Annotated in this window: 19 protein-coding genes and 3 tRNA genes; 9 read left to right on the top strand and 13 right to left on the bottom strand. The window is 57.2% G+C overall.

The features are described 5' to 3' along the window. Both JOD50_RS04525 and JOD50_RS04520 read right to left on the bottom strand, forming a co-directional pair. Positions 1 to 957: a metal ABC transporter substrate-binding protein gene (locus JOD50_RS04525; RefSeq protein WP_233430960.1), complete on the bottom strand. Its 957-nt coding sequence runs from the start codon at positions 955 to 957 to the stop codon at positions 1 to 3. Positions 958 to 1,300: 343 nt separating this feature from the next. Continuing rightward, positions 1,301 to 1,384: transfer RNA gene (locus JOD50_RS04520), tRNA-Leu, on the bottom strand. 334 nt (positions 1,385 to 1,718) lie between these two features. On the opposite strand from JOD50_RS04520, the gene JOD50_RS04515 reads away from it, so the two are divergent. The 7 genes from JOD50_RS04515 to pknB are packed head-to-tail and all read left to right on the top strand — an operon-like array spanning position 1,719 to position 10,969. After that, positions 1,719 to 2,489, top strand: coding sequence for an FhaA domain-containing protein (locus JOD50_RS04515; RefSeq protein WP_180754752.1), 771 nt, complete (start codon positions 1,719 to 1,721; stop codon positions 2,487 to 2,489). Positions 2,490 to 2,493: 4 nt separating this feature from the next. Beyond that, positions 2,494 to 2,982, top strand: a complete 489-nt coding sequence (locus JOD50_RS04510) for an FHA domain-containing protein FhaB/FipA (protein WP_204880578.1) — start codon at positions 2,494 to 2,496, stop codon at positions 2,980 to 2,982. Further along, positions 2,982 to 4,445 (top strand): PP2C family protein-serine/threonine phosphatase, encoded by a 1,464-nt coding sequence (locus tag JOD50_RS04505; RefSeq protein WP_204880577.1) that lies wholly within the window; start codon positions 2,982 to 2,984, stop codon positions 4,443 to 4,445. The genes JOD50_RS04510 and JOD50_RS04505 overlap by 1 nt, the downstream gene beginning before the upstream one ends. Beyond that, positions 4,442 to 5,920: an FtsW/RodA/SpoVE family cell cycle protein gene (locus JOD50_RS04500; RefSeq protein ID WP_338052012.1), complete on the top strand. Its 1,479-nt coding sequence runs from the start codon at positions 4,442 to 4,444 to the stop codon at positions 5,918 to 5,920. Before JOD50_RS04505 ends, JOD50_RS04500 begins: the two co-directional genes overlap by 4 nt. Continuing rightward, positions 5,917 to 7,374 carry a penicillin-binding transpeptidase domain-containing protein gene (locus tag JOD50_RS04495; protein WP_204880576.1) on the top strand — a complete coding sequence of 486 codons (1,458 nt, stop codon included), beginning with the start codon at positions 5,917 to 5,919 and terminating at the stop codon, positions 7,372 to 7,374. Before JOD50_RS04500 ends, JOD50_RS04495 begins: the two co-directional genes overlap by 4 nt. Then, the gene (locus JOD50_RS04490; protein ID WP_204880575.1) at positions 7,371 to 9,050 is read left to right on the top strand and encodes a protein kinase domain-containing protein; all 1,680 of its coding nucleotides are present in this window, start codon (positions 7,371 to 7,373) and stop codon (positions 9,048 to 9,050) included. Before JOD50_RS04495 ends, JOD50_RS04490 begins: the two co-directional genes overlap by 4 nt. A gap of 8 nt (positions 9,051 to 9,058) precedes the next feature. Further along, on the top strand, positions 9,059 to 10,969 hold the full coding sequence (pknB, locus tag JOD50_RS04485) for a Stk1 family PASTA domain-containing Ser/Thr kinase (RefSeq protein WP_204880574.1): 1,911 nt from the start codon (positions 9,059 to 9,061) through the stop codon (positions 10,967 to 10,969). A gap of 131 nt (positions 10,970 to 11,100) precedes the next feature. On the opposite strand, the gene JOD50_RS04480 is transcribed toward pknB, so the two are convergent. Genes JOD50_RS04480 through JOD50_RS04470 form a run of 3 tightly spaced genes read right to left on the bottom strand, consistent with a single transcriptional unit; the run spans position 11,101 to position 12,673 of the window. Next, a complete protein-coding gene (locus JOD50_RS04480) occupies positions 11,101 to 11,754 on the bottom strand; it encodes an anthranilate synthase component II (RefSeq protein ID WP_204880573.1) in 654 nt (217 codons plus the stop codon). Continuing rightward, positions 11,751 to 11,939, bottom strand: coding sequence for a hypothetical protein (locus JOD50_RS04475; protein WP_109303484.1), 189 nt, complete (start codon positions 11,937 to 11,939; stop codon positions 11,751 to 11,753). Before JOD50_RS04475 ends, JOD50_RS04480 begins: the two co-directional genes overlap by 4 nt. Then, positions 11,939 to 12,673 carry a class E sortase gene (locus JOD50_RS04470; RefSeq protein WP_204880572.1) on the bottom strand — a complete coding sequence of 245 codons (735 nt, stop codon included), beginning with the start codon at positions 12,671 to 12,673 and terminating at the stop codon, positions 11,939 to 11,941. Before JOD50_RS04470 ends, JOD50_RS04475 begins: the two co-directional genes overlap by 1 nt. Before the next feature lie 164 nt (positions 12,674 to 12,837). Here JOD50_RS04470 and JOD50_RS04465 point away from each other — a divergent pair, with 164 nt between their 5' ends. Then, positions 12,838 to 13,155, top strand: coding sequence for a cell division protein CrgA (locus tag JOD50_RS04465; RefSeq protein WP_233430915.1), 318 nt, complete (start codon positions 12,838 to 12,840; stop codon positions 13,153 to 13,155). A 118-nt stretch (positions 13,156 to 13,273) separates the two neighbouring features. On the opposite strand, the gene JOD50_RS04460 is transcribed toward JOD50_RS04465, so the two are convergent. From JOD50_RS04460 to JOD50_RS04450, 3 genes are all read right to left on the bottom strand, one after another. Beyond that, the gene (locus JOD50_RS04460) at positions 13,274 to 13,591 is read right to left on the bottom strand and encodes a DMT family transporter (RefSeq protein ID WP_204880571.1); all 318 of its coding nucleotides are present in this window, start codon (positions 13,589 to 13,591) and stop codon (positions 13,274 to 13,276) included. Between the two features lie 629 nt (positions 13,592 to 14,220). Then, complete coding sequence (locus JOD50_RS04455) at positions 14,221 to 14,994, bottom strand: rhomboid family intramembrane serine protease (RefSeq protein ID WP_204880570.1); 774 nt, start codon at positions 14,992 to 14,994, stop codon at positions 14,221 to 14,223. A gap of 95 nt (positions 14,995 to 15,089) precedes the next feature. Continuing rightward, on the bottom strand, positions 15,090 to 15,632 hold the full coding sequence (locus JOD50_RS04450) for a peptidylprolyl isomerase (protein ID WP_101630473.1): 543 nt from the start codon (positions 15,630 to 15,632) through the stop codon (positions 15,090 to 15,092). Between the two features lie 175 nt (positions 15,633 to 15,807). On the opposite strand from JOD50_RS04450, the gene JOD50_RS04445 reads away from it, so the two are divergent. Continuing rightward, a complete protein-coding gene (locus JOD50_RS04445; protein WP_204880569.1) occupies positions 15,808 to 16,722 on the top strand; it encodes a hypothetical protein in 915 nt (304 codons plus the stop codon). Between the two features lie 252 nt (positions 16,723 to 16,974). Here the strand turns inward: JOD50_RS04445 and JOD50_RS04440 are convergent. The 5 genes from JOD50_RS04440 to gyrB all read right to left on the bottom strand — a co-directional run bounded on the left by JOD50_RS04440 (position 16,975) and on the right by gyrB (position 22,767). Then, positions 16,975 to 17,047: transfer RNA gene (locus JOD50_RS04440), tRNA-Ala, on the bottom strand. Between the two features lies 1 nt (position 17,048). Beyond that, positions 17,049 to 17,125 (bottom strand) — tRNA-Ile (locus JOD50_RS04435). Between the two features lie 279 nt (positions 17,126 to 17,404). Then, a complete protein-coding gene (locus JOD50_RS04430) occupies positions 17,405 to 17,956 on the bottom strand; it encodes a DUF3566 domain-containing protein (protein ID WP_101630475.1) in 552 nt (183 codons plus the stop codon). Continuing rightward, entirely contained in the window at positions 17,953 to 20,625 is a 2,673-nt protein-coding gene (gene gyrA / locus JOD50_RS04425) for a DNA gyrase subunit A (RefSeq protein ID WP_204880568.1), read from the bottom strand. Before gyrA ends, JOD50_RS04430 begins: the two co-directional genes overlap by 4 nt. Before the next feature lie 114 nt (positions 20,626 to 20,739). Then, positions 20,740 to 22,767 (bottom strand): DNA topoisomerase (ATP-hydrolyzing) subunit B, encoded by a 2,028-nt coding sequence (gene gyrB / locus JOD50_RS04420; protein WP_204881533.1) that lies wholly within the window; start codon positions 22,765 to 22,767, stop codon positions 20,740 to 20,742. Between the last annotated feature and the right edge of the window lie 160 nt (positions 22,768 to 22,927).

Here is a 22,927-nt window from a genome sequence, read left to right as displayed (position 1 = left end):
CTATTCTCCTGAGGTTTTCAATGCTTCAGCTACCGCGCGAGCGTTGTGTTTGAGGGCGCCGATGTAGGTGTCCATCGGGGCCTCGGCACCCAAGGAGTCTGCGAAGAGCTCTTCCTTGGACACCTCAACATGCCAGCCGCGAGCTCGTACAGCTTCCTTGAGGCTTGTGATTGCTTGAGGGTTGGCCTGATTGTCCTGGAAGATGACCGGAACCTTGTTGTCAGCAATGAACTGAGCGAGCTTTGAAAGTTCAGCGGCGCTGAGCTTCGCTTCGGTTGAGACGAAGTCGGTTGCGTGCACATCGAGGTCGAATGTCTTACCAAAGTAGTTGAACGCGTCATGACCCGTGACGAGGATGCGTGGCTTGATCTTCCCGTCAGCCAGAAGATCGCGTGACTCATCTACCGCCGCATCGATCTCTTTGACGTAGCCCTCAGCGTTGGCTTTGTATTTTTCTGCGTTATCCGGGTCCACTTCAGCGAACTTGTCGGCAACATTTTTTACGACGAGCGACCACGCTTCAGGGCTGTTCCACACGTGTGGGTCGTGGAGCGCGTTGCCCTTGTCATCTTTTTCAGGCCAATCCAGCAGGAGGTTCTTTGGGAGGTTCTCCCCCACGGCTACCTGCTTGTCGCCGAGGCTCGTGAGCAGGTCAGTCATCTGTGCTTCCAGATGTAGGCCGTTCCAGAACACCAGGTCTGATTTCTGGATGGTCTCGATGTCCTTGGTTGACGGCTGGTAGGTGTGCGGGTCGCCGCCGGGGCCGACCATGGTCGTGACCTCGGCATTGGGCGCGATGTTCTCAACAGCGTCGGCGAGGTACCCGGTGGTCGCGTAAACCTTAAGCGGCTTGCCCTCACCGCTCACGGCAGGGCCGGAGTCGGAACACGCGGTGAGACCAAATGCCGCAGTCGCGGCGACTGCAATCCCCGCGAGGAGTTTCTTGACGATCTTCAAGAGAAGCAACCTTCCATTTTCAGTGATTATGGGCGCGATGTGTGACCCATGTGGACTGACTGATGCGCCCTGCCCGAAACCCACCATGTTGTGCGCGTCTAAATATAATGTTCGGCTACACGTAGTTGCAAATGAAGTGTGCTCGTAGTCGGCGCTAGAAAGGCAATCGTGAAGCATGAACTAGCGGAAGGCAGCGGACACAGACGGGTCGGAACACTGCCGAAGTACGCGGCTGAACAGAAAGCACAAGGCTATTCAAGGAGCCGGGCAAGCTGCAGAAACAAAAAGAGCGGTGTTGTAACCAGAACCTATTCGGTCTGCGCTACAACACCGCTCACAATCGTGCGCGAGGGGGGACTTGAACCCCCACGCCCTTGCGGGCACTGGCACCTGAAGCCAGCGCGTCTACCAATTCCGCCACTCGCGCGTAGTGTTTGTTCCCCTCACGTTGAACCCGAATGCATCAGATACGTGAAGACAACAGAGAAAAGCCTAACTGAGGAAGCCGGAATTTCATAATTGAGCCCGCTACTCACCTGCTCGCAACGGCTGACGCAACCCCGGCATCGAACGCAGAAGCCAGGAAAACCGCAAGGATTTCACGGTTTTTCAACTCTAAACACGTGGTTTAGGTAAGATCGGAGAACGATGTGGCCAACAACTGCCGTGCCCGAAAACAGGAAGTACGGTAGAAGTAGGACGCACCGCAACGCCTCGTGCACCGCGAGCGTGACAGTAAACAGATGGAGAGGAGGTTCGTTGTGGGAATTGTCAGAGGATTCGAAAAAGGACTAGAACGACTCGTTTCACGCGCCTTCCGCGGGAACTCCAACGGGACCATCAAACCCGTAGAGATCGCCAACCTGATCCGCAACACGATGGATGACGAATCTTTCTCCATCTCCGAAGGCCGCACCGTTGCGCCGCACTCCTTCACGGTCCGGCTCGGCACAGACGCGTTCGCCCAAGCACGCGAATGGGGCACCGCACTCGCGCAAGAACTCGCTGACGTCGCACTCGAACACGCGCAGCGCCAAGACTATTCGCTCCGCGACGCCGTCACCGTGACGTTCCGCAAAGATGAGTCCCTTCGACCAACCAAAATCGAAGTCGACGCGTCCCTCGGCGGCACCAAAGCGCCAACCACGCCGCGGCCCCGCCCAGCTGCACGGCCACACCTCACCTCCGCGGAACAACAAGCAAGCACGCAGCACATCCGGCCCAACACCAACCGGACCCCCGTCATCGAGCTCGACGGCAACCGTTACGCGTTGAGCGCCGACACCGTCGTCATGGGGCGCGCAGGTGACGCCGGTCTGCACATCAACGACCAAGGCGCCTCCCGCCGCCACGCCGAAATCATCCGCCGTGGCGACCGCATGTTCGTCCGCGACCTCGGTTCCACCAACGGAACCTACGTCAACGGAACCCGTATTCAAGGTGAAGAAGAGTTGCTCGACGGCACGATCATCGCGATCGGTCACGCCCGCCTGACCTTCTCTTGGCAAAACGCCCCCGAAGGAATGAGCTAACCTCATGGTCCCCTTGGTAGTGACGCTGTTGCGTCTAGCTTTCATTGTTTTCCTGTGGATCTTGGTCCTCATCATCGTGATGTCGATGCGCCGAGACCTCGGGGTAGGAAAGCGCACACGCATACAGCAAGCAGGCGCCGCAGCAGGGTCTTCCGGCCCCGCCCCCGGAATGCCCGCCACACCATCGTCGCCGCCACGCCAGATCGCGCACGCCCTCGTGGTTGTCGACGGCCCCGGCGTCGGAACCTCAGTGCGTCTAGCGGCGAGCCCAATCCTGCTGGGTCGCGCCCAAGAAGCAAGCCTCGTGCTCGCAGACGACTACGCGTCCTCCCGCCACGCACGCCTATTCCCGCAAGGAACCCGCTGGTTCCTCGAAGACCTCGGCTCAACCAACGGAACCTACGTAGACGAGATGCAGCTGACCCGGGCCCAGCCGGTCGAAATCGGCCAGCGTATCCGCATCGGTAAAACCGTGATGGAGTTGCGCCCATAATGGCTCTGTATTTCGACTTCGCCGCCCACTCCGACGTGGGGTGTGTGCGCCGCAAGAATGACGACTCCGGGTACGCGGGGCGTCACTTCGCCGTGGTCGCTGACGGCATGGGCGGGCACGTCGGAGGCGACGTCGCCTCCGCATCGACGGTCCTAGACCTTGTTCATTTGGACCGCGCCGATGTCGAGGATCCAGACACGATCCTCGCCGACGAGATCCAGTCGGCCAACATCATCCTCAACGAACTCGTTGAACAAAACCCCAAGCTTTCCGGCATGGGCACCACCGTGAGCGCGATCCTGCTGAACGATTCCAAGCTCCACCTCGCCCACATCGGCGACTCGCGGGCGTACCGCCTGCGCAACGACACGTGGGAACAGATCACCAAGGACCACACGTTCGTTGAGAAGCTACTTTCTGAAGGCCGCATCACCGAAGACGAAGCGAAAGTTCACCCGCACCGCAACGTGATCATGCGTGTTCTGGGAGACTCTGACGCGTCCCCTGAACTCGATATGGCGGTCATCCCAGCAACTGCCGGGGAACGCTGGATGCTGTGCTCTGACGGCGTGAACGCTGTGGTTTCCGAGGAGGAAACCGAAGAGATCGTCCGGACTGCCTCGACCCCGCGGGAAGCCGCGGACCGCCTCGTAGAGCGGACCCTGGAGCTTGGCTCACCGGATAACGTCACCGTCGTAGTTGTAGACATTGTTGACGATGCGGAATCCCCGCCGTCTGAAGAGTTCAGTAGCACTGATGAGCCTTCGCCTGACACGGGCCAGATCGAGGTTGCCCGCGGCGGTGACCTCGCCGCGAACCAGGCACTGTTGCGTTACGAGATGGCGAACCGCCCGCACGAGCTGGTTGGTGCCGCGCAGCTCGCTACCGAGTCTGGACAGATCCCGATCGTGACGCAGCGTTCGGGCGAGCGACGCGCGGCAGCGTTGCTTCAGCATCGTTCTTCCGAGCGTGAGCGGCAGCTGGCTTTGGCTGCTCTCGAGGAGGAGCCTTCTAAACGTCGCTTCGGATGGGTTCTGCCAACAACGCTCGTGGTTTTGATCTTGATCCTCGTGACAGGCGGCTATTTGGGCTACGCGTGGACTCAAACCCAGTACTACGTGGGGGTCCACCAGGGCAAGGTCGCGATGTTTAAGGGCATCTCTCAGGACTTAGGCCCTATCAAGATGTCGAGTGTGGATACCGAATCGAAGGTTCCGCTCGAGGCCTTGCCTGAATACACGCAAACGCAGTTGAAGAACGGTATCGCTACGCAGTCCCGCAAGGACGCCCAGCAGATTCTGCACGATGTTCGCATCACGGCCCAGCAGTCGTGCCCGGTGGTTGCACCGTCGCCTGCCGAGAGCGGCGGAGCTGACGGTTCTGCGGGGTCATCTAGTGGCAGCGGAACCGTGGAGCACGCGGTACCTGAGTGGTGTGATGAGTTGCGTGGTGATATTCAGTGAGCGTCGCCGTGAATCACGTGAAGAAGCAGCCAACGCGCCGTAACACCGAGCTCTTCCTGCTTATTTTGGCGTTGGGCGTCACTGCGATGGCGGAGTTTTTGGTTTCGTCGACCGCGGGCGCCTCATGGAACGATCAAGCGTGGCTTCCACACGTTGCCGTCTTGGGTGTATTCGGCTTGGGCGTCAACATTTCTTTGCGCATCTGGGCTAAATATGCCGATCCATACATATTGCCGTTGCTGGTGGCTTTGAACGGTATTGGCCTGGCGATGATCCACCGCTTGGATCTTGCTGGACCGCCGGAATTAGCTACCGCCGCGCAATCTCAGCTTTTATATTCCGGTGTTGGCATGGCTTCCGCTGTGCTTGTTTTGTGGGTCATCCGCGATCACCGCGTGCTTCGCAAGTTCACATACCTGTGGCTCGCGATCTCGGTTGTGCTCTTGTTGCTACCGATGATCCCCGGCCTCGGCTATGCCGACTATGGGGCACGAATCTGGATCCGCATCGGATCTTTCTCGATCCAGCCGGGCGAGTTCGCGAAGGTTACCCTCGCGATCTTCTTTGCAAGCTACTTGGCGTCAAAACGCGACCTGATCCTGCTGGCGGGCCGAAAAATCGGCTCGCTCCAGTTACCGCGCTTCCGCGACATGGCGCCGATGCTGATTGCATGGTGCATCGCGATGGGCATCATGGTCCTGCAAACCGACCTCGGTAGCGCGCTCATGTTCTTCGGCCTGTTCATGATCATGATTTACGTGGCTACCGGCCGTATCTCGTGGATCCTTATCGGCGGCGGCCTCGTGGCACTCGGCGGCATTTTCGCATACATGTTCATGGGTCACGTGCGTGCGCGCTTCGATATCTGGCTCGACGCGTTCAACCCTGACCTGTACTACCGCAATCCAGGCGGTAGCTATCAGGTTGTTCAAGGTCTGTTCGGCATGGCACACGGTGGGCTTGGGGGAACCGGCCTAGGCGCTGGCTCTCCAGAACGCATCCCTGTCGCCAAGTCAGACATGATCTACGCTGCGCTCGGTGAAGAGCTGGGTCTCGTGGGCTTGTTCGCGATCGTGATGCTGTTCTTCTTGTTTGTTTCCCGCGGGATCCGGGCCGGCTTGGGTGCACGCGACGGCTTCGGGAAGCTCCTCGCTACCGGTTTGGCTTTCGCTACGGCATTCCAGTTCTTCATCGTGACTGGTGGCGTTTTGCGCCTCATCCCGCTCACAGGTCTGACCACTCCGTTCATGTCAGCAGGTGGTTCCTCGCTGCTCGCTAACTGGGTCCTTGCTGCGTTGCTGTTGCTCATCAGCCATAACGCTCGCCGCCCATCGACGGGTGGCCTGCTCAGCAGCGACGATGATTCGTTGCTCGCAAGCAAGCTTTCCGCTCCGAAAAAGCCCTCGGCGCTCGATGCCCGCGAGGACTCACGTGAAGATGCCAGCTCAACCGCAGGAGGTGTTACGTCAGCATGAATCCCGCAATTCGCCGCACATGGCTCGCTGTCGTAGCCCTTTTCTTGGCGATCCTGATGGGCACGACCTACGTACAGTTCATCGGCGCTGAGAAGCTCAACAACAACGCGCTCAATACGCGTCCGCTCATGGCCAACTATGACCGGCCGCGCGGCGCGATTTTGGTTGGTGGCAAACCGATTGCGCAAAGCATCCGGACTGAAAACGGCCCGTACAAGTACAAGCGAACCTACACGGATTCGAAGCTGTACTCCGGCCTGACGGGTTTCTATTCGCTCGCTAACGGCGCTACCCAGCTTGAAGCGACGCAAGAGACGGTCTTGTCTGGCACGTCAGATGATCAGTTCTTCGATCGCTTGACGAATCTTTTCACCGGTAAAGAAGACCGCGGCGCGGACATCGAATTGACGATCGATCCTGCCATCCAGAAGGCCGCCTTTGATGCGATTCCGGACGGCAAAAAGGGCTCGGTTGTTGTTACGGATCCGCGTGACGGCCGCATCCTTGCGATGGCCAGTAAGCCGACGTACGACGCGAACGACCTGTCCGTACAGAACTCTGATCAGGTTTCGAAGAACCGCGCCAAGCTCGAATCTGTTCCGGGGCTGTCGGTCAACTGGAACCCTGCGGTGTATGACCGCGTTTCTCCTGGTTCGTCCTTCAAGCTGCTGACTTTGATCGCTGGTTTGGAGACGGGCGATTTCAAGGTCGATGGGTCTTACGACAATCCGCCGTCGTGGTCACCTCCTGGAACAAAGAAGGAGCTGAAGAACTTCAGTCTCGGTATTTGTTCTTCACAGCCGAATAAGGCGTCGCTTTCGTTCATCGTGGCCCAGTCGTGTAACACCCCGTTTGCTCAGGGTGTTCAGAAGATCGGTACGGAGAAGATGAAGGAAGTCACGGATAGGTTTGGTTTCGGTGAGAAGCCGGACTGGCTTGGCCTGGCCCCAACCTCGGCGTCGACGTGGCCGGAGAACCCTGACCCTGCTCAGCTCGCATACTCCTCGATCGGTCAGTTCGATGTTCAGACGACCGCGTTGCAGATGAACATGGTTGCGATGGGTATCGCGAATGACGGGGTGATCATGCGTCCGCAGTTGATCAAGCAGGTCACGAGCCCTGACCTTCGTGTTTTGAAGCGTTTCAAGGCGGAAGAATATGGCCGCGGCATGAGCTCTGAGGTAGCTCAGGATATGACCAAGCTGATGCGCGAGCCTGTGAAGTCGGGTACCGCAACGCGGGCGCGTGTTCCGGGCGTTGATTTGGCCGCGAAGACGGGTACCGCTGATATCGGTGAATCGGGGAAGGTCAACGGCTGGATCACCGGTTTCTTCCCGGCTGATGACCCTCAATATGCGGTCACGGTTGTTGTCAAAGACATCTCATATGAAGAAAGCGCTGGCTTGTCTAGCACGATCATGAGCAAGATTGAGAGGGCGGTGATGAAGCGATGAGGCCATCGACTGGAATGGTTCTTGGAAGCCGCTATAAGCTCACTGACCGCATTGCGATCGGCGGTATGGGTGAGGTTTGGAAAGCTCTAGACGATGTCTTGGGCCGGGTTGTTGCCATCAAGATCCTCAAAGAGGAGTACATGGGCGACCCGGGTTTCCGGGAGCGTTTCCGGGCTGAGGCGCGGCATACGGCTCTGCTCAATAATGACGGTATCGCTAACGTTTTCGATTACGGCGAGGCCGATGGTTCCGCGTATTTGGTGATGGAGCTGGTTCCTGGGGAGCCGCTTTCGACCATCATCGAGCGTGAGCGCCGTTTGAACTCTGATTTCACGCTTTCGGTGATCGCTCAGACTGCGCGTGCGTTGGGGGCTGCGCATGCGCGTGGTTTGGTGCACCGCGATGTGAAGCCGGGCAACTTGTTGATCATGCCTTCGGGCAAGGTCAAGATCACGGATTTCGGTATTGCGCGCTTGGCTGATCAGGTTCCGTTGACTGCGACGGGCCAGGTCATGGGTACGGCTCAGTATCTGGCGCCGGAGCAGGCTACGGGTCAGCAGGCCACGGGTCAGTCTGATCTGTATTCGTTGGGTGTTATCGGCTATGAGTGCCTTGCTGGGCGGCGTCCGTTCACGGGTGAGTCGCAGATCGCGATCGCGTTGGCGCAGGTGAACGATAAGCCTCCTGCCCTGCCGGACACGGTTGATGTTCCGGTTCAGGCGCTCATCATGTCGATGTTGGCTAAGGATCCGCTGGATCGTCCGGCTAATGCTTCGAAGTTGGCTATCGCTGCTGATGCTTTGCGTGCGGGCCGTGTGGCTGATGCGGTTGCTGCTGTGCCTGGTATGAAGCTGCTTTTGGATCAGGCTGCAGGTGACTCGAATGATGCGCCGACGGCGGCGACGACCATTGTCGGTGCACAGGATTCGAATCCGACGACGTCGCAGTTGCCTGCTGTGGGGCCGGCAACTAGTGTTGCTGCGACAGCGGGGTCCGCTTCTCCGGCTTATGCCGCGGGTGCGGCTGGCGGTGGTTCTGGCCCGGTAGATCCAGATGATGATCAGGGTGAAGATGGCGAAGGCAAGAAGCCGTGGCTGTGGTGGGTCATTGGCCTGCTTGTTGCCGCTTTGATTGTCGCGGGCGCGATTGTAATTCCTAAGTTGACTGGTGGTTCAGCGGATCCGAGCTCGTCTCCGAGTGAGTCTGTTTCGGAGACGGAATCCGAATCTGAGTCGGAGTCTGAATCGGAATCCGAGAAGGACACCGTCACGGTCGCGAAGGCTGACTATCTCGGCGAACCGTACGAAAAAGTCATGTCGGAACTTGAGGGCCTTGGCTTCGATGTTGACGCTGAGCCTCGTAGAGTTGCGTCGGAGTCTGATGCGGCCCGTGTTGTAGATATCAACCCGACGGGCGAGCTTGAAAAGGGCTCCCGCATCGTGATCTATTACGGTTCTTACACGTCGCCGCAACCGGCTCCTTCGCCGACGCAACGACCTACTCCGTCGCAGACTGAGAGCCCGAGCGAAACTGAGCAGCCGAGCGAGACTGAGCAACCAACGGAGACCACGGCTCCGCCTTCAGAGTCGGATACTCCGAGCGAAGAACCAACAAGAAGTGGCCCGCAGCAGACGGGCAGACCGTTGCCATCCACTGACCCTCCGAAGAATAACTGAGGTGACTCGTGACTGAGGACGAACAGCAGAACCGCTCCCGACATCGGGAGGAAGAGCAGGTTGCGCAGCCACGCCAGCACACACTCAATGACCGTTACGAGCTTGACCGCTTGATCGGCCGCGGAGGCATGGCTGATGTGTGGCTGGCCCGTGACGTGCTGTTGGGTCGTGACGTGGCCGTGAAGATTTTGCGCTCTGATTTGGCGCGGGATGCTATTTTTCAGGCGCGTTTCCGCCGTGAGGCTAAGGCTGTCGCGGGACTGAATGATCCGACGATCGTGTCTGTTTTTGATACGGGCGACACGGATGTGCGTATCCCGGGTGAACATTCGAGCCTCAAGGTTCCGTTCATTGTGATGGAGTATGTGGCTGGCCATACGCTCAAGGAACGTCTCAAGCATGGGCCGTTGTCGCAGAAGGACGCGGTTAACGCGACGTTGGGTGTTTTGGCGGCGTTGTCGTCTTCGCATAAGCAGGGGATTGTTCACCGTGACATTAAGCCTGCGAATGTGATGGTTACGAATTCGGGCTCTATCAAGGTCATGGATTTTGGTATTGCTCGGGCGCTCGCGGATTCCGCGGCAACGATGACTCAGGCTCATTCGGTTGTGGGCACGGCACAGTATCTTTCACCTGAGCAGGCTCGTGGCGATGATGTCGATCAGCGTTCGGACCTGTATTCGGCCGGTTGTTTGTTGTTTGAGTTGTTGACTGGCCGCCCTCCGTTCCAGGGGGATTCGCCTGTTTCTGTTGCTTATCAGCATGTGAGTGAGCATCCTCCGCGTGTGCAGCAGTTCAACCCGGATGTCTCTCCAGCTATGGACGATGTTCTGCGGGTTGCTTTGGCGAAGAACCGTGAGGATCGATATCAGACAGCCGATGAGTTCGCTGCCGCCTTGCGTGCGGTGTTGCGTGGGGAGACTCCGCCGTCGCCGGATACGCTTGCGACGGCGACGTTGCCTGCCGCTGTTGCGCCTGCCGCGATTATGGGTGCTTCGCAGATTCCTCAAGCTGCACCCGCTCATGCTGCTCAGACGCAGGCGATTGCGTTGCAGAGCGACGATGATGATGATGACTTTGATGAGCGCGAGAACCGTAGCCGCAAGGGGTTGTGGATCGCGTCGTCGGTTTTCGCTGTTCTCTTGATTGTTGGTGCAGTCGTGGGCTTCTTGTGGCTCAAGGCTGAGCGTGAGCGGAACGCTCCGGTCAACATTCCGGCGTTGGAGAACCTATCGCTTCAGGAGGCTCAGTCGAAGCTGACGGAACTTGAGCTGAATTATGAGGTCAAGGAGGAGCATTCGGACTCTGTCGATGAAGGTCATGTGATTTCTACTGATCCGGCGGCTGGTACGAGTGTTAAGAAGCAGACCGTGGTGACGTTGGTGGTGTCTGAGGGCACCAATAAGGTCAAGGTCCCTGAAGACATTATCGGGAAGAATGAGCGTGAGGCTCGCCGTATTTTGGAAGAGGCGAAGCTCACTGTTGCCGATGAAGTGAAGACGAAGGATTCTCCGGATAAGCCGCAGGGAACTGTGCTTGAGGTCAGCCCGAAGCCTGGTAGCGAGTTGCGCTTTGGCGACGAGGTTCAGTTGACAATTTCTTCGGGTGAGGTCAGCGTTCCTGATGTGACGGGCCTTGATGAATCTGAAGCCGTTGAGATGCTGAAGTCGAAGGAATACAAGCTTGACGTTCAGGTGAATAAGGAAGAGAACGATTCCGTTGATGAGGGTACGGTTCTTTCTCAGCGTCCACGTAAGGGCGAAAAGGCGGCTCCGGGTAGCATCGTGGTGATTACGGTGGCGGAGGCCCCTGAAGAGCCTGAGCCGAGCGAGAGCCCATCGGAGGATTCGAGCGAGAGCCCGTCGGAGGATGACTCTGAGTCTCCGTCTGCGACGTCGACGATCGGCGCGGATGACTAGACGGGTGACTAGCACCGGGTATCGCAGCTAGCGCCGGTAGTTATAAGAAGTGCGGCGTCCCGACCTTCAAAGGTTTGGGGCGCCGCACTTCTTTGTGTTCGTGTGCCGGGCTGGAGGACCTGCTCACACGTTTATGCGTGTTGCGGGCTGCTGATGAGGGGGCTGAGCCGTGATGCGTGTTCTGCCGCCCCGGTGAGGCCGAGCGCTTCGAGCCAGTTTCCGAGCATCCGGTAGCCGTCTTGTGTGAGGACGGATTCGGGATGGAATTGAACGCACCAGGCGAGTGCGGTCTTGTGTGCGATCCCCATGATGACGCCGTCGTGGGTGCGCGCGGTGACCTCAAGCTCCTCGGGCACGGTTTCGCCCTGCACTGCGAGCGAGTGGTAGCGCGTCGCCGTAAACGGGTTCGCTACCCCTTCGAACATTGGGTGACCGGTGTGTTCCACGAGCGAGGTGCGGCCGTGCATGAGCTGTTCAGCGTGGCTCACCACGCCTCCGAGCGCTTCCGCTTGAGATTGCAGACCGAGGCAGACCCCGTAGAGCGGGATGTTCTTCTCGACGCAGGCGCGGATCAAGTCCATACTGACGCCGGCCCCTGCTGGGTTGCCTGGCCCGGGTGAGATGAGCACCCCATCGGCTTGGGTTGCAAGCTGCGTGGTTTCTTCTAGCGAGTATTCGTCGTTGCGGATGACCCGCACTTGCGCGCCGAGCTGACGAAGATACCCCACGAGGGTGTAGACGAACGAATCGTAGTTATCGATGACTAGGACGTTGGTGCTCGTCATTTGGCGCCACTTAGTGGAGTGAGGATGGTCCCGTCAACAGTGGAGTCTTGCCATGGGCTGTAAGGATTCAGTAGCGGGAAGACGTAGTTCATGAGGACGAGGACTACGAACACGACGAGGAGGATCGCCTGGATAACGCGGATCCATAGCGGCCCTGGAAGGAGCCTAAAGATGAAGCCGTACATTAGCCGTTGCCTCCCGTCGTTTTGGTGACGATCTCTTCGATTTCTGCTGGGATCGGTTCGCCGCGTTTAGCGAAGTCGGTTTGCTCGAAGGTTGAGATGATGCGCTGCGCCATGCTGAAGGGTGGGTGGCAGGTTGTGAGCGTCATCAGTTTGTCTTCAGGTTCTGCACCTGGCTGGCCGGGTACTGGGAGCAGTACATCTGATTGGTTGGGGCTCACGTATTGGAGCTGGCGCAGCTTATAGGAGTAGATGCCGTCTTTGGTTTGGATGTAGGCGGTGTCGCCGTCGGTGAGCTTATCCATGTCCCAGAACACCTGGCCGTGGGTTTGGCGGTGGCCGGCGAAAGCTACGTTGCCCTTTTCGCCGATCTTTTGGGTCTGTGGATAGTGGCCCACTCCGATGGTGTTGAGGACGTCCATGCTGATGCCTTCGGCGATAGGTTTTGCATAGTTCGCGCCGAATTTAGGGATGTAGAGGATGCCCCATGTTTCGCCTTCGATCGGTTGGGTTGGTTCGCCGTTATCTTCTTCAGGTTTGTCCCAGTCTTGGGTGACCTGGGTGATCGCGTTTTGCTGAACAGATTCGGCTTCGATGTTGGTCCACCACAGTTGCCAACCGATGAACAAGAGGATGAAGATGCCCGCTGTGAGCAGGAGCTCCGCGATGACTCCGATGATGACGGAGCCGACGCTGCGGCGCTGACGTGGCCGCCGGGCGGTTGTCTCTGCTGTCACGAGCCCTCCTGATTTATTAGCTCCGGGGTGGACTCGTTAGCATTTATTGCAACATCTACAGTTAGAATGTGATGTTGAGCCCAAGCCCGGGAACAATAACCAATATTACAACCTGTTCGTACTGTCATATTGAACGGGCGTATTGAACAGGTCCAGGAGGACACGTGTCTGAATCTTCCAAGCGCGCATCTTCTAATCCAAAGAAGATTGGCAACCCTGCTGCACGCAACGCTGCTTTGAAGCAGCAGGAAGCTAGCCGTCGTGAACGCCGCGAGGCTAACGAGTTCCAGCCGGTCTCTCCTGTGTATAAGGCGATCATGTTCGGCCTCATGATCGTGGGCTTGCTGTGGATCGTGACGTTCTATGTTGCCCACATGGTTGGTGTGGGTTTGCCGATCCCGAATATCGGTAACTGGAACATTCTGATTGGTTTCGGCATCGCGATGGCGGGTTTCATCATGATGTTCGGGTGGCGAGAATAGGGTTCTACACCGCTTTAGATTTCTGGAGGGGCGGAGTTCGTTAATGCGAACTCCGCCCCTCCACTTTACGATCTGTTGTTTGTGCGCCCTAGGTTCTGAGCTCTGTCGCTTTATCACGTCAGCTGGAGACGAGTTTGAGCCCGATGACGCACGCGATCATCCCGATGAGCAGTAGCACTTTGATGATGCTGAAGCTTTCGTCGCCGCTGATCATTCCGTAGGCAACGGCCGCCGACGCCCCGATGGATACCCAGATCGCGTACGAGGTTCCGGTGGGCAAAGTTTTCATGGCCCACGCTAGTCCGCCCATCGAGATTGCTGCGGTGATAAAGAAGATGACGGAGGGCCACAGTTTGGTGAAGCCTTCCGATTTCCCAAGGGCCGTTGCCCATACCGCTTCAAAGAGTCCGGACACGACCAGCACGACCCATGCCATGGTGTTTGCCTATCTTTCGACGTTGTTCTTCGTTGTTCTTCAGAAGGACGATCCTCTTGTGAACACAGTATCGACCTCCGGTGTCCGCAGTATTGGACGAGATCTCCCTGTGGACGTGTGAACTCAAGTTATCCACAGGTGGGGATAACATATGTGGATTCAGAAGTTATTTCATAGAGATTCCATAGCAACAGCGCTACTTGCCTGAAATGGCGGAGTTTGCCGATGGTCGAGATCTGAAATGAACTCATGTGAATCACATCGATGTAAGTTCTCCACACTGTGGAGAACGCATGTGGATAAACATAAGTTCAACGGATCTTGAAGCAAATTCACCGAAAATCATCGATTCTGTCAACACCCGTGAACAAAGTTATCCACAACTGTGGATCAAAATGGGGATTTCTTCGTACATATCTTCGCCCGCCTCTAACAACGGGCCACTGCCGCCCTGGTTTTACAGGATCTCCAGCGGATCTTCGAATATTCCCCACCTATTCGAATCACATCGATGTATCTTGTCCACACTGTGGAGAACCCCTGTGGATAAAAGAAGTCCCCCGGCTTGTACGCCGAGGGACTTCCATTCGCGCTTCGTGGTGCGAAGCTCGCTTGCGCGTCGAACGCGTCTACTGTGTCTGCACTACTGGGCTCCACTCAGCCATGGATGCGGTAGTCCACTTGACGCCCGCTGCGTAGTTCAGGCAAGCCCACACGGTCGCCGTCAGGAAGATCCCGTAGATCGCAATTTCCGCGATTCGTCGAGTACCAGCGGTAGCGATGCGGTTCCGTGTCACAGCCGGATCCAGAGCTTCTGGTGAATGAAAAGCCATACCGGCACGTTCAAGGACGTAGGGCTGGAAACGTGCGGCGCCGCCCAGCACGATTCCGGCAATCGCGCCGCCGAGGTGGCCTTCCCACGAAACGCCTGGCATGAGGACTCCTTGCAGGAACATGATGACCACAACGATGGCGAGGCTCCTGAACGCCGCATTAGCTCCTTTGCGTAGAACCATGAGTAGCGCGGTGCATAGAGCGAAAATGCCGCCGGAGGCGCCTAACGCTCCGTCGACAGGGCTAGTGAGCAGAACAGTCGCTACGCTTCCCGCCACGACACCGACCGCGAAGATCGCGATAAACCGTACCGTTCCAACGATTCTCTCGAGCAACAGCCCGATGTACCAGAGCATCAAGAGGTTGCTCAACAAGTGCGATGAGGGCAATGTTTCTGTGCTGTGGACTACACCTGAACTCAGCAGTCGCCATGGCTCTTCAACCACGTAGATGCCACGGACGACCATGTCTTCGGTGAAATCGTCGACAGCCAGCTGGACGATGTAGAACACCAGCAATACGGCGGTGATGATGATGGTGCCTGGTACGCGCACCCACAGTTTTTGCATTGATGTACCCGTTCGTTAGCTCGGTAAGAGTGCCCGGTTAAAGTAAGGTGCCCCGGAGCTATGACAGCACCGGGGCACCTGCACAAGCTTCAGGTTTAGAGCTTCTTGATGTCGATCGAGGAGATAACAACGTCCTCGAGCGGCTTGTCTGCAGGGTCGGTTGCGACAGAGTTGAGCTTGTCGACAACAGCCTTGGAATCCTCATCCACAACTTCACCGAAGATGGTGTGGTTGCCCTGCAGCCACGTGGTGGGGACGGTCGTGATGAAGAACTGGGATCCGTTGGTGCCGCGGCCCATGCGCTTACCTGCGTTGGCCATCGCGAGCTTGTATGGCTCAGCGAACGTGAGTTCTGGGTGGATCTCATCGTCGAACTGGTAGCCAGGTCCGCCGATGCCGCGACCAAGTGGGTCGCCACCCTGGATCATGAAGTCCTTGATGATGCGGTGGAAGATGGTGCCGTTGTACAGCGGGGTGCCTTTGCGAGCTTCACCCGTTGCAGGGTCGGTCCATTCCTTCTCACCCGTGGCCAAGCCAACGAAGTTCTCCACAGTCTGCGGAGCGTGGTTACCGAACAAGTTCAGGACGACGTCGCCCAGGCTTGTATGAATAGTTGCTTCATGCGTTGCAATGCTCATGCTTCCCATCATCCCATGAGGTGCCGGCATTTATATTGCCGATTCATACGCGTTGAGTGAACAGGTTGGTGTAAGTTCCGCAAAACCCAACACATCGGCTTGTTTTCCGTCTAGGGTGAAGATATAGAACAACGCTCACGGACTGTGGGCGAACGACTAAAACAGGAGAGCAGTCATGAAAGACCGTTCAGTTAAGAAGGCAGAAGGCGCTATCGCGAGCACTGTCGAAAATGTACGCGAATGGGCTGCTCCCAAGCTCCATGCGGCCACCGAAGCGCTTGCTCACGGCTACGAGCAGGTTTCCCCGGTTATCGCCGATGGTTTGAACACCGCGAAGGAGAAGGCAGCAGACATGATGGAAAAGGTTCAGGACGACGTCGTCCCAGCAGCTAAGGACTTCGCCTCCCGTGCGCAGGAGTCCGCTAGCGAGACCTTCACTAACGCTAAGACGAAGGCAACTGAGCTGGCAGCGCAGGCTCAGGCTGGTGCGAATGCCGGCCGTGCGGAGCTGGAGAAGTCCGCTAAGAAGGCTAAGAAGGGCAAGAAGATGTCCAAGCGTCAGCTGAAGAAGCAGGCTCAGAAGGCTGCTCAGGCAGCTAAGAAGGCGGCTGCTAAGGAGCGTAAGAAGCAGAAGAAGTCTGGCGGCAAGAAGTTCTTCTTGTTCGTCCTCTTCGCTGCGATCGGTGCGGCTGTTGTTGCTGCATGGCGGGCATCCCGCCCGGTTGAGGATCCATGGAAGAACCCTGCTCCTAAGGAGAAGGCTCCAACCTTGGCTTCGAAGCCAGCGGCTGAGAAGGAGTCGACTGTGGATAAGGCTAAGGACGCCGCCAAGACCGCAGTTGACGCTGCCAAGGACAAGGCTGCAGACATCAAGGACAAGGTCGCCAGCGACGACGCTAAGGAGTCCGCAAAGGTTACCGCTGACAAGGCTAAGGACGCCGCTAAGACTGGTGTCGATGCCGCTAAGGACAAGGCATCGGACGTCAAGGAGAAGGTGGCTGGCGAGAAGCCAAAGGAGTCCGGCCGTCGCGCTGCTGAGCAGCCTCTGAAGGACGCAAGCACCGGTTCGGATAACCCGCTGAACAAGTAAGCGTTTCTACGCCTCGCAGGCGTACAGGAGGGCCCCTGCCACCACAACCGGTGGCGGGGGCCTTCTGCTGACGTCAGACAGTTTCCTGGAACCCCCACCGCAGCTAAGAACCCCACTGTAACTGAGGCCGATGTGGGCGTGAGATTGTTCTTGTGGACGGTCTTACACGGGCTTGTAGGACTGCCCTAAATGGTTGAGGTTAAATGAGTGAGGCCCGGATGATCTTTCCGATCATCCGGGCCTCTTACTTTGTGGAGGATAGGGGACTCGAACCCCTAACCCTCTGCTTGCAAAGCAGATGCGCTACCAATTGCGCCAATCCCCCATGGTGGGCGTACCTGGAATTGAACCAGGGACCTCATCGTTATCAGCGATGCGCTCTAACCGTCTGAGCTATACGCCCGCACCATTTCCGCTAAGGAATATTTCCTCAGAAGATTCTATTCCTAGAATCTCTAGGAACCAAATCGACGGTGAACAAAATCGAAACGAAACTCTATGTCGAAAGACTATTCGTTTTTCTTTATTCACCGGGAGCCTCTTGACGAAGTCCCTGAGTTGTTGCCTTAGCAGGAGCAACGTTGAAAAACTCTACCTGGTTTCTTCGGAAGTTCCAAATCGAATGTGGTGTGATGTGAAACTCACCTGAACCAGACGAGGCCGCCAACGTCACTGCAGGCGTCTAGTCATCAGTCAATGTTACCGTAATTCCGCCAACAAGGGAAGATGACAAGTTATAGATCACCGCTGCGACCATCGCTAGAACCGTCAAGAGGATCACGTTCACAACCGCGATAATCACCGCGAAGCTCGTCACGTTACCCATCGAAACGTAGTCCTTGACGTCGAACTTCTTACCCTCACCCATGATCGTGGCCAAGAAATTATTGATCTGATCAAGAACACCGGCGACATCGAAAATAGCCCAGAGCACCACAGTCGCGACGACCGTGACAACACCCAGAGCCACCGAAAGCAAGAACGCAAGCTTCAAAACACTCCAGATATCCACCTTGGACACCATGAGCCGAGCCTTACGAACCTTGGCCTTAGGCGCAGGACGCACCAACGTAGGGTTACCACCACGAGCGGCCGCAGGACGGGCGCCAGCGGGGCGAGCCCCCGACGACGCCGGACGAGCCTTCGCTTGCGAGCTCACCGTTTGCGGGGCCGGCCGACCCCTTCCACTTGATGCCTGAGGGCGTTGCTCACCAGGCTTCTTTGAGGTACTCACTCGTCTCCTCCGTCAGTTGGCTCCGAATCAGCGCTTTCGCCCTGACCTTCTGTCTGCACTTCAGCAACTGTACCCGCTTCAGTGCCCTCAGCGTCTACATCTGCAGAATCAGACTCGTCATCATCGCCGGCTTCCTCGCCTGCAGCTTCAAGGTCATGGTTAGCGTTCTTCGCCACCGCCAGGATGTGATCCTTCTTATCCGGCTTAGCGAAAATCACACCCATCGTGTCACGGCCCGTAGGCGAAACCTGGCTGACAGCCGTCCGGACAACCTTGCCCGACTGCATCACAACCAGAATCTCGTCATCCTCCTGCACGACCTTGAAGCCGACCAGCTCACCGCGGTCCTCAGGCAGGTTCGCGACCTTAATACCGAGGCCGCCACGGCCCTGAACACGGTAATCCGAAACCGGGCTGCGCTTCGCGTAACCGCTGTCGGTCACAGTGAAGACGAACGACGACTCGTCGTCACGCACAACGCTCATGCCCAGCAGCTCGTCGCCAGCACGGAACTTCATGCCCGTAACACCAGAGGTCGCGCGACCCATCGGACGAAGAGCCTCGTCAGACGCCGTGAAACGAACCGACATACCCTTCTTCGAAACCAGCATCAGGTCATCATGCTCGCTGGCCAAACCAGCCGAAACGAGCTCGTCACCCTCACGCAGGTTCACTGCGATCACACCGGCCGTACGGTTCGTGTCGTACTCCTCCAAACGAGTCTTCTTGACCAAACCATTACGGGTCGCCAAAACCAGGTACGGCGCCTGCTCGTAATTCTCGAGCGCCAAAACCTGCTGAATCTGCTCACCCGGCTGGAAAGCCAACACATTCGCAACATGCTGGCCACGCGCATCGCGCGCCGCCTCAGCCAACTCATAGCACTTCAAGCGGTACACGCGGCCAAAGTTAGTGAAGAACGCAATCCAGTGGTGCGTCGTGGTCACAAAGAAATGCTCCACGACATCCTGGCCACGCAGCTGCGCACCACGAATACCCTTACCGCCACGGTTCTGCGCCCGGTAATTATCCGAACGGGTCCGCTTGACGTAACCACCCTGGGTGATCGTGACGACCATTTCCTCAACAGGGATCAAATCCTCAACAGACATATCCCCGTCATAGCCACGAACAATCTCCGTGCGGCGGTCATCACCGAAACGCTCAACAATATCCGTGAGCTCCTCAGCGATCACCTCACGCTGCAGCATCTCCGACGCAAGGATCCGCTCGTAACCAGCGATCTCCTCCATCAGAGCGTCATACGTATCCTGAATCTTCTGACGCTCCAACGCAGCCAAGCGGCGCAACTGCATATCCAGAATCGCGTTCGCCTGATCATCATCAATCCCCAAGAGCTTCTTCAAGCCCTCACGCGACTCATCAACAGTCGGCGACTTACGGATCAACGCAATCACGTCATCGAGCACATCCAAAGCCATCAACAAAGCAACCTGAATATGTGCCAAAGCCTTGGCCTTCTTCAAACGGTGCTTAGTGCGGCGGACAATCACATCGATCTGGTGATTAATCCAGTGAATAATGAACGCATCCAGCGAAAGCGTCCGAGGAACACCATCCACGAGCGCCAACATATTCGCCGAGAAGTTCTGCTGCAGCTCAGTGTGCTTATACAGGTTGTTCAAAACAACCTTCGGAACAGCATCCCGCTTCAGAACAATCACCAAACGCTGACCAGTACGGCCAGAGGTCTCATCACGCAAATCAGCGATGCCCTGAATCTTGTGGTCCTTCACAAGATCAGCGATCTTGATCGCCAAATTATCCGGGTTCGCCTGATACGGAAGCTCAGTCACAACCAAGCACGTACGGCCGTCGATCTCCTCAACATTAACCACCGCACGCATCGGGATAGAACCGCGACCAGTGCGGTACATATCCTCAATACCCTTACGGCCCAAAATGCGGGCGCCCGTAGGGAAGTCCGGACCCTGAATGCGCTGCATCAGCGCCTCAAGCAACTCCTCACGGCTCGCATCCGGATGCTGCAGCGCCCACTGCACACCATCGGCCAACTCACGCATATTATGCGGAGGAATATTCGTAGCCATACCAACGGCAATACCAGCCGAACCATTAGCCAACAGGTTCGGGAAACGAGCCGGCAAAACAGTCGGCTCCTGGTTCTTACCGTCATAGTTCGGCATGAAATCCACGGTGTCCTCGTGGATATCCCGCACCATCTCCATAGCCAACGGAGCCATCTTCGTCTCCGTATAACGAGGAGCCGCAGCACCATCGTTACCCGGCGAACCGAAGTTACCCTGACCCGTAGCCAACGGATAACGCATGACCCAGTCCTGAGTCAGACGCACCAACGTGTCATAAATCGCGGAGTCACCGTGCGGGTGGAAGTGACCCATCACCTCACCAACAACACGGGCACACTTGTTGAACCCGCGGTCCGGACGATACCCACCGTCATACATCGCATAAATCACGCGACGGTGAACCGGCTTCAAACCATCACGCACATCCGGCAACGCACGACCAACAATGACAGCCATCGCATAGTCAAGATACGACTGCTGCATCTCAGTCTGCAGATCAACCTGCGAAACACGGTCACCAGCAACCACCGCAGGAGCCAAAGACTCTCCAGCGCCCTCAGCATTCACATCCGGATCAGGAGTGTTGTTCTCGCTCATCGAATTACAGCTTCTTCCTTAGCCTCAACGTCCAAAAGTCTTCCTCAGCAACAACGCCACCGTGACAACCACATCGTCGGTTCACACCATGCAGCGCCGTGCACCCTGACGAACCTAAATATCCAGGAACCTCACATCACGGGCATTCTGCTGAATGAACTCACGGCGAGACTCAACGTCCTCACCCATCAGAACAGAAAACACCTGATCCACAGCAGCAGCATCATCCATCGTGACCTGCTTCAACGTACGGAACTCCGGGTTCATGGTTGTATCCCACAACTCCGAATAATCCATCTCGCCCAAACCCTTATAACGCTGAATCGCATTATCCTTAGGCAAACGCTGGCCAGCAGCCCGGCCCTTCTCCAACGCCTCATCACGCTCAGCGTCAGTGAACACATAATCGTGCGGAGCATTCGACCACTTGATGCGATACAGCGGCGGCTGCGCCAAATACACATAACCGCGCTCAATCAACGGACGCATGAAACGGAACAACACCGTCAACAGCAACGTGGTGATGTGCTGACCATCAACATCGGCATCCGCCATCAACACAATCTTGTGATAGCGCAGCTTCTCGATATCGAACTCCTCACCGATGTTCGTGCCGAACGCGGTGATCATCGACTGAACCTCACGGTTCGCCAACGCCTTATCCAAACGCGCACGCTCAACGTTGAGGATCTTGCCACGCAGAGGCAAAATCGCCTGCGTCCGCGGATCACGTCCACGCTTCGCGGAACCGCCCGCGGAGTCACCCTCAACAATGTAAATCTCGCACTCGGAAGGGTTCTTCGACGAGCAATCCGACAACTTACCCGGCATACCGAACGTCTCCAACGGAGACTTACGACGCGCCTGATCACGCGCCTTCCGCGCGGCCATACGCGCCTGCGCCGAAAGCATCGCCTTACGGATCACATCCCGCGCCGGCATCGGGTTACGCTCAAGCCAGTCACCCAGGCCATCGTGAATAACACCCTGCACAAAACCACGCGCAATCGAGTTACCCAGCTTGGTCTTCGTCTGACCCTCAAACTGAGGTTCACCCAGCTTGACCGAAACCACCGCGGTCAGACCCTCACGGATATCGTCACCCGTGAGGTTCTCGTCCTTCTCCTTCAGAAGGTTGTTCTCACGAGCATAACGGTTGATCAGCGACGTCAACGCGGCACGGAAACCCTCCTCATGAGTACCGCCCTCATGAGTGTTAATCGTGTTCGCATACGTGTGCACCGACTCCGAATACGCCGACGTCCACTGCATCGCGATCTCAACCGAAATCTTCCGGTCGGTGTCCTCAGCCTCAAAAGCGATCACATCTTCGTGGATCAGCTCGGCCTTCTTCGACGCATTCAGGAACTTGACGTAATCAAGCAAGCCCTCGTCGTACTTGTAATCCACCGTGCGATGCTGCGGCTGCTTCTCAGCCTCAGTTGCCTCCGCATCGGCAACCGCGTCATCAACAACCTCATCGCCCGCGTCATCAAGGCTGCGCTCATCCGTCAAGATGATGCGCAAACCCTTATTCAGGAACGCCATCTGTTGCAGGCGCGCACGCAGGGTCTCAAAATCGAACTCAACCGATTCGAAAATCTCCGGATCCGGGTAGAACGTCTGAATCGTTCCCGTCTCATCGGTCTCAGCGCCACGAGTCAGGCCCTCACCAACAACATGGCCGCCATTCTCAAACGACACATTCCACTTATAGCCCTGACGCTTAACGCACGTATCGATGCGGCGCGAAAGCGCGTTCACAACCGAAATACCAACACCGTGAAGACCACCCGAAACCGCGTAACCGCCACCGCCGAACTTACCGCCAGCGTGCAAAATCGTCATAACGACCTCGACGGTCGGACGACCCTCCGTAGGGTGCATATCCACCGGAATACCACGGCCGTTATCCTCAACACGGACGCCACCATCGCCCTGCAACGTCACGCGGATCGTATCCGCATAACCCGCCAACGCCTCATCAACCGAGTTGTCCACGACCTCATACACGAGGTGGTGCAAACCACGCGGGCCAGTAGAACCGATGTACATGCCGGGGCGCTTACGTACAGCCTCGAGGCCCTCAAGCACCGTAATCGCAGACGCACCATATTCCTCGGTCACCTTACGGTTCCCCACATGACCGGTGCCTTCATGTGCCTCACCATGCGCCTGCCCAGCAGACCCCTCATGGTGCTCCGAAACGCCGTTCTCCGGCTGGATATCCTCCGCCACGGTACTCCCAGTTCTTCGAATACGTACTGCAAACGCCTGCTCCCCGCGCACCACAAACAGCACG

The organism is Pseudoglutamicibacter cumminsii (assembly GCF_016907775.1).
In the GTDB taxonomy this organism is placed as follows: Bacteria; Actinomycetota; Actinomycetes; order Actinomycetales; family Micrococcaceae; genus Pseudoglutamicibacter; species Pseudoglutamicibacter cumminsii.
The sequence above is the reverse complement of the archived record's forward strand: the minus strand, read 5'-3'. Positions and strand labels throughout refer to the sequence as shown.

Bases quoted from the DNA above. Each gene is read 5' to 3' on its own strand.
- JOD50_RS04510 (WP_204880578.1), top strand. From the start codon at position 2,494: ATGGTCCCCTTGGTAGTGACGCTGTTGCGTCTAGCTTTCATTGTTTTC.
- JOD50_RS04505 (WP_204880577.1), top strand. From the start codon at position 2,982: ATGGCTCTGTATTTCGACTTCGCCGCCCACTCCGACGTGGGGTGTGTG.
- JOD50_RS04495 (WP_204880576.1), top strand. From the start codon at position 5,917: ATGAATCCCGCAATTCGCCGCACATGGCTCGCTGTCGTAGCCCTTTTC.
- JOD50_RS04490 (WP_204880575.1), top strand. From the start codon at position 7,371: ATGAGGCCATCGACTGGAATGGTTCTTGGAAGCCGCTATAAGCTCACT.
- JOD50_RS04480 (WP_204880573.1), bottom strand. From the start codon at position 11,754: ATGACGAGCACCAACGTCCTAGTCATCGATAACTACGATTCGTTCGTC.
- JOD50_RS04475 (WP_109303484.1), bottom strand. From the start codon at position 11,939: ATGTACGGCTTCATCTTTAGGCTCCTTCCAGGGCCGCTATGGATCCGC.
- JOD50_RS04460 (WP_204880571.1), bottom strand. From the start codon at position 13,591: ATGGCATGGGTCGTGCTGGTCGTGTCCGGACTCTTTGAAGCGGTATGG.
- JOD50_RS04455 (WP_204880570.1), bottom strand. From the start codon at position 14,994: ATGCAAAAACTGTGGGTGCGCGTACCAGGCACCATCATCATCACCGCC.
- JOD50_RS04450 (WP_101630473.1), bottom strand. From the start codon at position 15,632: ATGAGCATTGCAACGCATGAAGCAACTATTCATACAAGCCTGGGCGAC.
- JOD50_RS04445 (WP_204880569.1), top strand. From the start codon at position 15,808: ATGAAAGACCGTTCAGTTAAGAAGGCAGAAGGCGCTATCGCGAGCACT.
- gyrA (WP_204880568.1), bottom strand. From the start codon at position 20,625: ATGAGCGAGAACAACACTCCTGATCCGGATGTGAATGCTGAGGGCGCT.